Source organism: Rahnella laticis (genome assembly GCF_015644585.1).
Lineage (GTDB): Bacteria > Pseudomonadota > Gammaproteobacteria > Enterobacterales > Enterobacteriaceae > Rahnella > Rahnella laticis.
On the sequence record NZ_JADOBI010000003.1, the window covers coordinates 564,037 to 577,907 of the forward strand.

A 13,871-nucleotide genomic window follows, 5' to 3' on the forward strand; every position below is an offset into this window, starting at 1 on the left:
TATCAGAACCGGTCAAACGGCGGGGAGAATTCTACCTGACCGCTGGCGTCGTTGAGCGCATCATCGGACAAGGTGAAGAGCTGGAATGCCGCTTCGGTGTCCGGCCAGCGGCACTGCAAATCATGTACTGCCGCCGGTTTAAAACCAAAACGCCCGTAATACGCCGGGTCACCAAGCACCACGACGGCGGCGTAACCAAATTCATTCAGGGAATCGAGCCCTTCGTACACCAGCTTTTCGCCCAATCCCTGACGACGCAAAGACTCGTCAACCGCCAGCGGTGCCAGCGCGACCCAGTTGCGATCTTCGCCCTGAATATCAACCGGGCTGAAGGCGACATAACCGACCACACCGCCTTCGTCGTCGGTGGCGACAACACCCAGCGTCAGCAGGCCGTCTTCGCGCAGTTGCTGCACCAGATCGGCTTCGGCGCCGCCGGGGAAGGCACGGCGCAACAGCCGGTCAATGCCCGCGGCATCTACCGGAATTTCAGTGCGAATTAGCATGGCTCAGCTACCGGAGCTTTCGGCTCACGGTCCTCTTGCAGTCCCGCTTCGACGAAATCGGCCAGGCGCAGCAGGCCATTTTTCAGCAGCAGCGGCATAGTATCGAGATCGATAGAATCCATCAGATTCTTCACGTACAGACCGAGTTCCGTGTCACCTTCAATGCGCAGACGACGCTGGAAGAACAGCGTATCCGGATCTTCTTTCCGCGCAGCAATCAAAATCAGGTCGTTGGCGTTGCCGCTAAAGCTGACATCCGCGTCGCCTTTTTCTGCAACGATCAACTTGCCTTCATCCACTGACATCAGCCAGCTCAGGCTGAGATCGCTGACATCAATTTTCAGCCAGCGGCCTTCGAGGAAATCCAGTTCGCCATCGGCCAGCGCCTGACGAAGCTGCCCGCTCAGTACCTGTTGCAAGACCTGACGCTGTAGCGCAAAAGGCGTGAATTTCAAAGGCACACTCAACAGGGATGGTCCCTGACGAACCAAACGTGCACGTAGTTTTTGCAACACTGGCACTACTCCTTTCGGTAACTTTTTCGGCAATTTTGTGGCAACTATTTGTACTATTTTGCCACATCGCCCGTAACGTTCAGCGGTCTACATCAATAAATACTGCAACAGAAAAACCTCCCGTACAACCTCCCCGACGGTTGCAGCCCCTTCAACACCCCAGAAACTGCCTCAAATCAAAATATTGCATCTATAGCTTCTCTAAAATAGTTCGCCAATCAAAGCCCTGACTGATGAATGAATAACGTCGGCAACTGGCTTTTCATCACCCACAACCCTTTCGCCACGGCGTGCGGTTGCAGTAAGGAACGAGAATGGAGCTACTTTGCCCGGCAGGGAATTTACCTGCGCTAAAAGCGGCCATCGATAACGGTGCTGATGCGGTATATATCGGCCTGAAAGATGACACCAATGCACGCCACTTTGCAGGCCTGAACTTCACGGAGAAAAAATTGCAGGAGGCGGCAAATTACGTTCACCGCCACCGCCGTAAGTTGCATATCGCCATCAATACGTTTGCGCACCCTGACGGCTATCAGCGCTGGGAACGCGCCGTGGATATGGCCGCACAGCTCGGCGCCGATGCGCTGATCCTCGCCGATATCGCCATGCTGGATTACGCCGCGACGAAATATCCTCACGTCGAACGCCACGTCTCCGTTCAGGCTTCCGCCACCAACGACGAAGCGATCCGTTTCTACAAAAACAATTTTGACGTCGCCCGCGTGGTGCTCCCTCGCGTGCTTTCGATGCATCAGGTGCGTCAGTTGTCGCGCACCACCGTCGTGCCGCTGGAAGTATTCGCGTTCGGCAGCCTGTGCATCATGGCCGAAGGCCGCTGTTACCTTTCTTCCTATCTCACCGGCGAATCGCCTAATACCGTGGGTGCCTGTTCTCCGGCGCGTTTTGTGCGCTGGCAACAAACCGCACAGGGCATGGAATCACGTCTGAATGACGTGCTGATTGACCGCTATGACGAAGGCGAAAACGCCGGCTATCCGACGCTGTGCAAAGGCCGGTATCTGGTGGATGGCGCGAAATACCACGCGCTGGAAGAGCCGACCAGCCTGAATACGCTGGAATTACTGCCGGAGCTGTTCGCCGCCAATATTGCCTCGGTGAAAATCGAAGGGCGCCAGCGCAGCCCGGCGTATGTCAGCCAGGTGGCGCGCGTGTGGCGCATGGCCATCGACCGCTGCATGGCCGATCCGCAAAACTACAAAACCGACGAAGCCTGGATGAATGCGCTGGGCGCGATGTCTGAGGGTACGCAAACGACGCTCGGTGCCTATCACCGTAAATGGCAGTAATTAAAGAGATCATCATGAAATATTCATTAGGAGCCATCCTTTATTACTGGCCGAAAGCGCAGGTTGAAGACTTTTATCAGGCGGCGGCAAACAGCAGCGCCGACATCATTTATCTCGGCGAGAATGTGTGTACCAAACGTCGCGAAATGAAGGTCAATGACTGGATGGATGTCGCCCGTGAACTGGCGTCAGTCGGAAAGCAGGTGGTGATTTCCACGCTGGCGTTGTTGCAGGCACCGTCCGAGCTGAATGAACTGAAACGCTATGTGGAGAACGGTGAGTTCCTGCTGGAAGCCAACGATTTTGGCGCGGTCAATATGGCGGCAGACCGGAAGCTCCCGTTTGTCGTCGGCCACGCGCTGAACTGCTACAACGCCGTTACGCTGAAACTGCTGCAAAAACAAGGCATGGTGCGCTGGTGTATGCCGGTTGAGCTTTCCCGCGACTGGCTGGTGAACCTGCTGAATCAGTGTCAGGAACTGGGCATCCGGGATAAGTTCGAAGTGGAAGTGTTGTCTTACGGGCACCTGCCGCTGGCCTATTCCGCGCGCTGTTTCACGGCACGTTCGGAAAACCGTGCGAAAGATGAATGCGAAACCTGCTGCATCAATTATCCGCAGGGCCGGAAAATGCTGTCGCAGGAAAATCAGCAGGTGTTTATCCTCAATGGCATCCAGACGCAAAGTGGCTATTGCTACAATCTGGGCAATGAACTGACGTCGATGCAGGGGCTGGTCGATATCGTGCGGCTGTCACCGGAAACGCACGAGACGCTTTCCACTCTCGAGGAATTCCGCGCCAACGAACGGGGTTTGCATCCGCTAATGCTGACAGACAGAGCCGACTGTAACGGCTACTGGCAGCGTATTGCCGGGCTGGAACTGCGTCGCTGAGAGTTAAAATGACGCCATGAAAAAGGGATATTACTTTGCGGTAATATCCCTTTTTGGATCAGACGCCTCTTCGCCGCGGCCTGAACATCGCCCGCAGACGCACGCCGTCGCGCAGCATCCCCACGGCGATACCAATGAACGTATAAAACGCGCATAAAAGCAGAAGCATCAGGATATCTCCGCCAACATCTTTAAACGGCAGCCCCATCTGATTCACCCCCGCAATCGCTTTGGTCGCCCAGGTCGAGGGCAGCATCGAAGACACCGCCCGGACCCACGCGGGCATCGCCTGCAGCGGCCAGATGGTACCGGAAATGTAAAAGACCGGCGTCGTCACGAAGGCCAGCGTCAGGTAGATCAGTTCCACGCTGCGCAGGCATTCCGTGACCAGTTTGCCTAATCCGAGTACGGCCAGTAAAAACGGGAACGTCAGCAGCAGAATTTCAGGAATGCTGGCCGTCTGCCGGTATCCCAGCACCCACGGCCACAAGACGAACAGGACAATCGACAGGAATAACCAGACCGGGATCAGCGCAGAAATCCCGCCGAGAAAGGCCGGTATTGCCGGTTTTCCGGAAGGCCCGCTGTTGAGCACAATGCTGACACGCACACTGGCGATCAGCAGTGAGTGCTGTAATAACATGACCAGAAGACCGGGAAAGATAATCGCCGCGAAGCTGATGCCGGGGTTAAAGACATCCAGCGACTGCCCGATTATCGGCGACAACACGACGCTGGCCTGCCGCTCGCTGAAGCCGCTGCTGAGCAGTAAATCCGTGTTGTATTGCGTAAGGATCGCCTGATACGCCGCGAGCACGTCCTGCTGGATTTGCCCGTTCGCCAGACGGTTGGTCGCATCGCCATAAACCGGGATCACGATGTTTTCACCGGCGAGGATCTTCTTCTCCAGATCCACCGGCATGATGATCACCGCGAACAATTTTCGCAGCGCCAGATCGCGTTCGGCATCGGCGAGATTATCGTAGTGATTAGTTTCAACTTTCGACGTGGCGTCCAGCTGACGGGTCAGCATTCGGCTGGCGGTGCTGTGATCCTGATCGATAACGGCGACCGGCAGATCCCAGACGGTACGGTTAGCGTAAACCAGGCTCATCACGCACAGCGAAAGCAGCAGCATCATCCACATCGGTTTATCGAGCAAACCGGTCAGCACTTTGCTGAAGGTTCCCCACCAGGTTTTGAACCATTCGCGACGGGTCATTGTCCTGGCTCCTGTTGCTTCATGCGCATATACAGACGCTTACGCACCAGCACACCGGTCAGCAGCGGATAAATCAGCAGAATACAGCACACCATCAGAATCCCGCGCAGCGATACCTGACGCAGGAAAACGTCAAACATTGCCGCCAGCGCGTAACTCAGGGGTTCGATACCGGAAATAATGCGCGCCGGCAGCGGCATCGATAACACCGGAACGGCCATACCGGAAAAGGTGAGCGCGATACTGACGAAAATCCCCATCATGGTGTAGGCGGTGATGGTCGTTTTCGTGAAGGTAAAGAGCAGCAGACCCAGGCTTTGGGCGGCAATCACATAAAAGAAGCCAATCACCAGCATATACAACGGATTACCGCTCACCCGCGCGTCGAAAAAACCCACGAGCATGGCGATTTCCACCATCAGCAAGGTGGTGAAACACAGCGTGTACGGCGCGAGTTTCCCGAGCAGTGCCAGGGTAAACGACGGCGCACTGAGCAGCGCCTGACTGCGTGCCATCACGTAAATCATGCAGGTGACGGTGAAAAGTTGCAGAAGGTGGATGGTGGCGGCGAATTGCTGGTAGTAAATATAGCTGCCGCTGGCGTTGAACAGGCTGCCGTAAGAGAGATCGACGCTCGCCAGTGACGGCAACGTTTTGCCGATTTCCGTCGCGATAATCGACCGGTAGCTGGTGTTCAGCTCAGTGATCAGCCCGCTGAAATCTTGCGTGGAATACAACCCGGCACCGTAAAACAGGGCGTTGTAATACAGGACCGCGCTCGGCTGTTTACCGGCCAGCACGTCCGCTTCGAAGTTCACCGGAATATACAATAATGCATAATCCTGCGCGGTGCGCAGACGGTATTCCGCCTCCGGTAATCCGCCTTCAAATGCCTGAACGTGCGCATGAGAACCCGCGTCAAGTTTGCGGGTGAGCGTTTTGGACAGCGTGCTGTGATCGTTATCCACCACCGAAACGGGCAAATCCAGCAAGGTGCCTTCAGAGAAGTTGCTGCTGATCAGGCCAAACAGAAGTAAAGGGAAAATCCAGCACAGCCAGTGGATCACCGGCTTACGAAAGGCGTAATTTGCCTCGCGGGTAAAAGCACGACTGAAACAGCGCCATGCGGCTTTTATCCTTTCACTGCGCGGCGCTTTGACCGGCTTCACTTCGCCTTCCACTGCCAGAGCGCGCTCATGCCCTGACGTAATCCGGAAACCGGTTTGGCGGGATACAGACGAACTTCAAAGGTTTTTAAATCAAAGTCACCGGTCGCGCGCGTTGCACGCTTGGTGGCGTAATCACCGAGCGGTGCGATATAACGCACTTCGGCTTCGATCATTTCATTATTCAGCGCAGGCACGCGCATTTGTACTTTGTCGCCTTTACGCACGCCCGCCAGAATGTCTTCGCGCAGGTTAAAAACGAAATAAGCATCGGGCAGACGGACTAACGTCAGCAACGGGCTGGACGCACTTTGCAACTCGCCGACTTCCACCGGAATCGGCCCGACTTCGCCGTCTACCGGCGCTTTCACCTGTAAATCATCGGTCTGGGCTTTCACTTCCAGTAAATCTTCTTCCGCCTGACGCAGCTGAGCCGCATAACTTGCGCGTTGCTCCACGCGATCGCCGTTAACGCCTTCATCCAGATTGGCTTTAGCCACCAAAACCTGCGCATAAGCGCTGTCGCGCGCGCGGCGTGAATCTTCTAAATCGGAGGCAGAGATAAAGCCTTTACCGGCGATTTTCGCATTGCGGTTGTATTCATCGCGGGCGTTGACGTATTCGGCCTGAGATTGCGCCAGCGTCGCTTTCAGGTTGCGGATGCTTTCTTCACGCGTCCCGTTAACAGAAAGTTCGAGCTGGGCTTTGGCCTGATCGCGTGCGGCTTCCAGCGCGCGGAGTTGCGCCATCATTTCCGGACTGTCGAGAGTAATCAGCAACTGCCCTGCTTTTACGTCATCGCCACGTTCGACATGACGTTCAATCACGCGGCCTTTGGCTTTCGACGCGACAATGACTTCAGGCGCATCGACTTCGCCCTGAAGCAGGAGATCTTCGTTATGCGCACGAAATAAAACAGCCAAAGAAACCGCAACCGCCACCAGCAGCAGGGTTAATAACATTCGTTTACTCATTGATACCACGTCCTTTTTGTTCGCCTGAATTATTTACCGGCATTGGTTTTCCCTTCCATCATTGTCCCTGCCTGCTTTCGCAGCCTTTTCAGGCGCATTTTTTACTTCAATGAAATCATAGCGGGATGAGCAGAGACTTTTTAACACAAAACAACATATTGGCTAAAATTATAGTTTAGGCAACTTCAATCTAATTTAAGCATGTTTAAACGGAAATTAAGGGCACAAATGCCGTATTCAATGAACACGTAATGGGTAATACTCGGTTTAATTATGAGCGGAATGCACCCTTTCCCCTCCTCTTCATCAACGAGTGAGCCGTGATTATGTCTGATAAAAACACCGTTCCCCTTTCCGTGCTCGATCTGGCACCCGTCCCGCAAGGTGCTGATCCGGCGAAGGCTTTTCAATGTTCTCTGAGTCTGGCGCAAAACGCCGAGAAATGGGGCTATCAGCGCTACTGGATGGCAGAACACCACAACATGACCGGCATCGCGAGCGCGGCGACGTCCGTTTTGCTGGGCTATATTGCGGGCGGGACGAAAACGATCCGCGTGGGTTCCGGTGGCGTGATGCTGCCAAACCATTCGCCATTGGTGATTGCTGAACAATTCGGGACGCTGGCGACGCTGTATCCGAACCGTGTCGATCTCGGCCTGGGTCGCGCGCCGGGAACCGATCAGCGCACGATGATTGCGCTGCGCCGTCATCTTTCCGGGGAGATTGATAATTTCCCGCAGGATGTTCAGGAATTGCAGATGTATTTCGGCGACGTTCAGCCGCAGCAAGCCGTCCAGGCGGTTCCGGGTCAGGGCCTGCATGTGCCAATCTGGCTGCTGGGTTCCAGCCTGTACAGCGCGCAACTCGCCGCCGCACTTGGCCTGCCGTTTGCCTTTGCATCACACTTTGCGCCCGACATGCTGTATCAGGCGCTGGCGATTTATCGCAGTAAATTCCAGCCTTCCGCGCAGCTCGAAAAGCCGTATGCAATGGTGTGTATTAATGCGATTGCCGCAGATACCGACGAAGAAGCGCAGCGGATGTTTACCTCGAATCAGCAGCAGTTCATCAATTTACGCCGCGGCATGCCGGGGAAATTACCGGCACCGGTCGATAACATCGAAAGCCTGTGGTCAGCGTCAGAACGCTTTGGCGTGGATAATGCGCTGCGGATGTCAGTCGTCGGCAATAAAGAGTCGATTCGTCAGGGGTTGCAGTCTGTCTTGCGCGAAACCGAAGCCGATGAGCTGATGATTAACGGGCAGATTTTTAATCATGAAGCCCGCCTGCGTTCATTCGAAATCGTCTCTCAGTTACAGGGCGATTTGGTGAAAGAACAGCGCATCGGATAAACGTTGCGGTAAATGGCAGACGAAAAAAAACCAGCCCGTTAAAAGGCTGGTTTTTTATTATCTGAAGTTCAGCGAACTGAAGTCAGATTATTATGCGTCAGTAGTACGACGTGGTGCGCGGCTTGGCGGACGACGGTCGCCGGCTGCTGAAGAACCTTCACGACGGTCGCCGTTGAAAGAACGTGGAGCACCGTTACCACGGCCACCTTCACGACGTTCGCCATTGAACGGACGCGGAGCACCGTTACCACGACGCTCACCACCAGCACCTGCCGGACGGTCGCGACGCGGAGCCTGTGGCTCCGCATCACCGATCAACTGCATGTTCATCGGTTTGTTCAGGATACGGGTACGGGTGAAGTGAGACAGAATCTCGCCCGGCATACCCTTCGGCAACTCGATAGTGGAGTGCGTACCGAACAGTTTGATGTTACCGATGTAACGGCTGCTGATGTCGCCTTCGTTAGCGATAGCGCCAACGATATGACGAACTTCAACGCCATCATCGCGGCCCACTTCGATACGATACAGTTCCATATCGCCAGCGTCACGACGCTCACGACGTGGGCTGTCGCCATCACGTGCAGGGCGGTCGCTGTTACGCGCCGGACGGTCACGACGATCGCCACGATCACCGCGGTCACCACGATCTTCGAATTCACGACGTGGTGGACGGCTTTTGAACGGCTGATCAGCAGGAACGATCAGAGGACGTTCGCCCTGTGCCATTTTCAGCAGTGCAGCGGCCAGCGTTTCGATGTCCAGCTCTTCTGCAGGTTGCAGTTTAGCCAGCAGAGCGCGGTACTGATCCAGATCGCTGCTTTCCAGTTGTTGCTGAACTTTTGCTGCGAACTTAGCCAGACGACGTTCGCCCAGAACTTCCGCAGTTGGGATTTCAACTTCTGGAATGGTCAGCTTCATTGTACGTTCAATGTTGCGCAGCAGACGGCGTTCGCGGTTCTCAACGAACAGCAATGCGCGACCTGCACGACCTGCACGACCGGTACGGCCGATACGGTGAACGTAAGATTCTGAGTCCATCGGGATGTCATAGTTAACAACCAGGCTGATACGTTCTACGTCGAGACCACGTGCTGCCACGTCAGTTGCGATCAGAATGTCCAGACGGCCATCTTTCAGACGTTCCAGAGTCTGCTCACGCAGGGCCTGGTTCATGTCACCGTTCAGTGCAGCGCTGCTGTAGCCGCTACGTTCCAGTGCTTCTGCCACTTCCAGCGTTGCGTTTTTGGTACGAACGAAGATGATCGCCGCATCAAAATCTTCTGCTTCCAGGAAACGAACCAGCGCTTCGTTTTTACGCAGGCCGTATACAGACCAGTAGCTCTGGCTGATGTCCGGACGCGTTGTCACGCTTGACTGGATACGTACTTCCTGAGGCTCTTTCATGAAGCGACGGGTAATGCGACGGATAGCTTCTGGCATGGTTGCAGAGAACAGCGCGGTCTGATGTTCAGCCGGGATCTGCGCCATGATAGTTTCGACGTCTTCGATGAAGCCCATACGCAGCATTTCATCAGCTTCGTCCAGCACCAGACCGCTCAGGTTAGAGAGGTTCAGGGTGCCGCGTTTCAGGTGGTCCAGCAGACGGCCCGGGGTACCTACAACAACTTGTGGACCCTGACGCAGTGCGCGCAGCTGAACGTCATAGCGCTGGCCGCCGTAAAGGGCAACCACATTCACGCCATGCATATGTTTAGAGAAATCAGTCATTGCTTCAGCAACCTGAACCGCCAGTTCGCGGGTTGGTGCCAGAACAAGAATTTGTGGTGCTTTCAGTGAAGCATCGATGTTATGCAGCAGCGGTAAAGAGAACGCTGCGGTTTTACCGGAACCTGTCTGAGCCATACCCAGAACGTCGCGGCCATTTAACAGGTGAGGAATACACTCGGCCTGGATTGGTGATGGTTTTTCGTAGCCCAAATCAGTCAGGGCAGAAATGATCGGAGCAGACAGCCCCAGGTCAGCAAAAGAGGTTTCAAGCTCAGTAGTCATGTACACGTGCCTCATTAATAATGGCAGCCAGTCTACATAACTCGTCGAGAAAATTTTCAGTCATTTTCATTGAAAAGTGTGAACCGGCTCAAATTAGATTATAAAACGAACAAAGCAACCCTCGCCCGTTAAGGCGCTTAAAAATGGTTAATACCATGATTAAAAAGGCTGATTGGTGTCGTCAGCTATTGCTGGTCCGATTCTGATAGGTCGTCTTGCTCATGGCCCAAAAGCGCCAATTCCAACAATGCATAGCGGTGCTCAACAAAGTTATGAACGTTGTTAGCTACCGTCAGTTTGAACAGTGCCGCGGCGCTGTTCTTGTCCCCCAGACTTAGGTAATGCTTACCTAAATAGAAGTCAGTTTCACTGAGATGCTCAGCGAGCGAAGTGTTATCCGTTGCTTCTGCCTTGAGGCGTTCCATCAGCGTAGATTCGCTGATCTTGCCCAGGTAGAATTCGACGATATTCCATCCCCATTGCCCTCTGTCCGCTTTGTCATAACGCTGTTGAAGCGCTACTTCGGCATTCTTCGGATTGATTTCTCGCTCCGCAAGGTAAAGCCATAACGAACGGAAGGGATCATTTGGATCGTCTCGATAAAACGCCTGCAGATCATCCTGCGCTAACGAGAATCGGCCACCGTAATACAGTGCGATACCTCGGTTCAAACGCGCGTAGTTGTAAGTTGGATCAAGCTCTAGTACAGAATCAAACGCTTCATAGGCAGCATCGAAATTGCCTGCCTGCGTTAGGTAAATCCCCAGGTAGTTAAAAACTTCTGGCATATCAGGACGAATAGACAGCGCTTGTGAAAAATCATTTCGCGCCAGTGCTCTTAGCCCGAGACTATCATACAGCACACCGCGCTCATATAATAGCTGTGCTCTCTCATCGTCAGTCAATGACCGGCTGGCAAGTATTTGTTCCATGCGTGCCAGAATGACTTCCTGCTGCAACGTCGGCTGCAACGGAATCGCCAGAACTTCATTTTTACGCCAATCATGGTTGCTGCATCCTGCCAACATAAGTGCTGTCGCAACATAACACCAGCGCAAGAAAGGCTTCATTTCTACTCCCGGAGACAAACATTGGATGAACGTCCTGTCATCCGCTTGCTTAACACAAACGCATCCCTACGTTCGTGAGACGAACAGCTCCCGTCCAAGTGGAAAGGAGCTGTAAAACTTCTGTTACAAATTATTCAGCTGCAGGTTGCTCAGTTGTATCGTCCTGAGTTGGTGCGGTAGCTTCTTTGATGCTCAGACGCACACGACCCTGACGGTCAACTTCCAGAACCTTAACCGGAACTTCCTGGCCCATCTGCAGGTAATCAGTCACTTTCTCAACGCGCTTATCAGCGATTTGAGAGATGTGAACCAGACCTTCTTTACCGCCGCCGATGGCAACAAACGCACCAAAGTCAACGATACGGGTCACTTTACCCTGATAGATACGACCCACTTCGATTTCTGCAGTGATCTCTTCGATACGACGGATAGCGTATTTCGCTTTCTCGCCGTCGGTTGCTGCGATTTTCACAGTACCGTCATCTTCGATTTCGATAGTGGTGCCAGTTTCCTCAGTCAGAGCACGGATCACAGAACCACCTTTACCGATCACGTCTTTGATTTTGTCCGGACTGATCTTGATGGTGTGGATGCGTGGAGCAAACTGAGAGATATCGCCACGTGGTGTGCTGATAGCCTGTTCCATTACGCCCAGAATGTGCAGACGCGCACCCTTAGCCTGGTTCAGAGCTACCTGCATGATTTCGCGGGTGATACCTTCGATTTTAATGTCCATCTGCAGCGCGGTGATACCGTCGCGGCTACCGGCCACTTTGAAGTCCATGTCGCCCAGGTGATCTTCGTCACCCAGAATGTCGGACAGAACGACAAAGCTGTCGTCTTCTTTTACCAGACCCATTGCGATACCCGCAACAGCGGCTTTAATCGGAACACCTGCATCCATCAGGGCCAGAGAAGCACCACAAACAGAAGCCATTGAAGATGAACCGTTAGATTCGGTGATTTCAGAAACTACACGTACGGTGTACGGGAAATCTTCTGGTTTTGGCATCATTGCCAGCACGCCACGCTTAGCAAGACGGCCATGGCCAATCTCACGACGTTTTGGCGAACCAACCATACCTGTTTCACCTACAGAGTACGGAGGGAAGTTGTAGTGGAACAGGAAGCTATCAGTCTTCTCGCCCATCAGCTCATCCAGATTTTGCGCATCACGTGCAGTACCCAGAGTTGCGGTAACCAGAGCCTGAGTTTCACCACGGGTGAACAGCGCAGAACCGTGGGTACGTGGCAGAACGCCAGTACGCACGTCCAGACCGCGGATCATGTCTTTTTCACGGCCATCGATACGCGGCTCGCCACGCAGAACACGGCTACGAACCACGTTCTTCTCGATGCTGCCCAGGATGTCGGAGATTTCGCCCGCATCCAGAGATTCGTCTTCAGCTTGCAGAGCCTGAACAACGTCAGACTTGATCACGTTGATCTGAGCGTAACGATCTTGTTTATCAGTGATCAGGTACGCATCACCCAGACGGGATTCAGACAGTGCAGCAACGCGAGCGTGCAGCTCAGCGTTAACAGCTTCAGGCTGCCATTCCCATTTAGGTTTGCCCGCTTCTGCAACCAGAGCGTTGATGTTGTCGATAACGATTTGCTGTTGGTCATGGCCGAATACCACCGCACCCAACATTTGATCTTCGCTCAGCACTTCAGCTTCAGATTCAACCATCAGAACAGCGCCCTGAGTACCCGCTACAACCAGATCCAGACGGCTGGTTTTCAGCTCATCGGCAGTTGGGTTCAGAACGTACTGGTCATTGATATAACCTACGCGAGCTGCACCGATTGGGCCACTGAATGGAATACCAGACAGGCTCAGGGCAGCAGAGGCGCCGATCATCGCAACGATGTCCGGGTTAACTTGTGGGTTCAGGGAAACCACAGTCGCGATAACCTGAACTTCATTCAGGAAACCTTCCGGGAACAGAGGGCGGATCGGACGGTCAATCAGACGGGAAGTCAGTGTTTCGCCTTCGCTTGGACGGCCTTCACGACGGAAGAAGCTACCCGGAATACGACCAGCAGCGTAAGTACGCTCCTGATAGTTAACCGTCAGCGGGAAGAAGCTCTGACCTGGTTTCGCTTTTTTCTGGCCAACAACGGTAACGAATACCGCGGTGTCGTCCATGCTAACCATAACAGCTGCAGTGGCCTGACGAGCCATCATGCCGGTTTCCAGCGTAACGGTGTGCTGGCCGTATTGGAACTTACGAATAGTCGGATTAAGCAATGTAATATCCTTGTTTGTGGCGCGCAGCTGTTATGACAGCAGTTCACACCGATAAATATCCGAGCTTCTCACTACATTCTCGCGACTAATGACAATCCTTATTGGCCTGACGTTGTGGCAATAAAGTCTCTCATTAGCCGCGCGAAAACATCTGTAACGGAAGTTCATGTTCTTAGAATAGCAATAGAAACAGCAGCCATACAGTAACCTGATTTGCTGATGCTTCCTAGAATAAAGGGGCCTATTGGCCCCTTTACACTGAAACTCGCTTGATTAGCGACGCAGACCCAGACGTTCGATCAGGCTGGTGTAACGTGCTACATCTTTACGCTTCAGGTAGTCCAGCAGTTTACGACGCTGAGAAACCATACGCAGCAGACCACGACGGCTGTGGTGATCTTTTTTGTGCTCTGCAAAGTGACCTTGCAGATGGTTAATTTGAGCAGTCAGCAGAGCAACCTGAACTTCGGTAGAACCACTGTCGTTAGTGCCACGACCGAAGTCGGAAACGATTTGAGCTTTAGCTTCAACGCTTAGAGACATAATCTTACTCCAAAATATTATAGATAATTAAACGGGAGCCGATCTCTAATTCA

13 protein-coding genes are annotated in these 13,871 nt (G+C 53.5%); 3 read left to right on the top strand and 10 right to left on the bottom strand.

The window, feature by feature from the left end; translation table 11 throughout:
• Positions 1–2 precede the first annotated feature (2 nt).
• The gene (locus IV433_RS08785; protein ID WP_195813607.1) at positions 3–506 is read right to left on the bottom strand and encodes a GNAT family N-acetyltransferase; all 504 of its coding nucleotides are present in this window, start codon (positions 504–506) and stop codon (positions 3–5) included.
• The gene (ubiT, locus tag IV433_RS08790) at positions 500–1,021 is read right to left on the bottom strand and encodes a ubiquinone anaerobic biosynthesis accessory factor UbiT (protein WP_152325276.1); all 522 of its coding nucleotides are present in this window, start codon (positions 1,019–1,021) and stop codon (positions 500–502) included. The genes IV433_RS08785 and ubiT overlap by 7 nt, the downstream gene beginning before the upstream one ends.
• A gap of 314 nt (positions 1,022–1,335) precedes the next feature.
• On the opposite strand from ubiT, the gene ubiU reads away from it, so the two are divergent.
• On the top strand, positions 1,336–2,331 hold the full coding sequence (gene ubiU, locus IV433_RS08795) for a ubiquinone anaerobic biosynthesis protein UbiU (protein ID WP_195813606.1): 996 nt from the start codon (positions 1,336–1,338) through the stop codon (positions 2,329–2,331).
• A 14-nt stretch (positions 2,332–2,345) separates the two neighbouring features.
• Positions 2,346–3,224 (top strand): U32 family peptidase, encoded by an 879-nt coding sequence (locus tag IV433_RS08800; RefSeq protein ID WP_195813605.1) that lies wholly within the window; start codon positions 2,346–2,348, stop codon positions 3,222–3,224.
• Between the two features lie 58 nt (positions 3,225–3,282).
• Here IV433_RS08800 and IV433_RS08805 read toward each other — a convergent pair whose 3' ends face one another.
• From IV433_RS08805 to IV433_RS08815, 3 genes are read right to left on the bottom strand one after another with little or no spacing between them, the layout of a single operon-like run.
• A complete protein-coding gene (locus IV433_RS08805; RefSeq protein ID WP_195813604.1) occupies positions 3,283–4,446 on the bottom strand; it encodes an ABC transporter permease in 1,164 nt (387 codons plus the stop codon).
• Positions 4,443–5,615, bottom strand: a complete 1,173-nt coding sequence (locus IV433_RS08810; protein WP_101078331.1) for an ABC transporter permease — start codon at positions 5,613–5,615, stop codon at positions 4,443–4,445. Before IV433_RS08810 ends, IV433_RS08805 begins: the two co-directional genes overlap by 4 nt.
• Positions 5,612–6,586 (bottom strand): HlyD family secretion protein, encoded by a 975-nt coding sequence (locus IV433_RS08815; protein WP_195813603.1) that lies wholly within the window; start codon positions 6,584–6,586, stop codon positions 5,612–5,614. Before IV433_RS08815 ends, IV433_RS08810 begins: the two co-directional genes overlap by 4 nt.
• A 326-nt stretch (positions 6,587–6,912) precedes the next feature.
• Between IV433_RS08815 and IV433_RS08820 the strand changes: the two genes are divergently transcribed.
• A complete protein-coding gene (locus IV433_RS08820) occupies positions 6,913–7,938 on the top strand; it encodes a luciferase-like monooxygenase (RefSeq protein WP_195813602.1) in 1,026 nt (341 codons plus the stop codon).
• Between the two features lie 90 nt (positions 7,939–8,028).
• Here IV433_RS08820 and IV433_RS08825 read toward each other — a convergent pair whose 3' ends face one another.
• From IV433_RS08825 to rpsO, 5 genes are all read right to left on the bottom strand, one after another.
• A complete protein-coding gene (locus tag IV433_RS08825) occupies positions 8,029–9,951 on the bottom strand; it encodes a DEAD/DEAH family ATP-dependent RNA helicase (RefSeq protein ID WP_195813601.1) in 1,923 nt (640 codons plus the stop codon).
• A complete protein-coding gene (yrbN, locus tag IV433_RS26395) occupies positions 9,941–10,021 on the bottom strand; it encodes a protein YrbN (RefSeq protein ID WP_096335046.1) in 81 nt (26 codons plus the stop codon). The genes IV433_RS08825 and yrbN overlap by 11 nt, the downstream gene beginning before the upstream one ends.
• Before the next feature lie 115 nt (positions 10,022–10,136).
• Positions 10,137–11,021, bottom strand: coding sequence for a lipoprotein NlpI (nlpI, locus tag IV433_RS08835; protein ID WP_101078327.1), 885 nt, complete (start codon positions 11,019–11,021; stop codon positions 10,137–10,139).
• A 130-nt stretch (positions 11,022–11,151) separates the two neighbouring features.
• Positions 11,152–13,275 (bottom strand): polyribonucleotide nucleotidyltransferase, encoded by a 2,124-nt coding sequence (gene pnp / locus IV433_RS08840; protein WP_195813600.1) that lies wholly within the window; start codon positions 13,273–13,275, stop codon positions 11,152–11,154.
• A gap of 273 nt (positions 13,276–13,548) precedes the next feature.
• On the bottom strand, positions 13,549–13,818 hold the full coding sequence (rpsO, locus tag IV433_RS08845) for a 30S ribosomal protein S15 (protein WP_014333706.1): 270 nt from the start codon (positions 13,816–13,818) through the stop codon (positions 13,549–13,551).
• Positions 13,819–13,871: the final 53 nt, after the last annotated feature.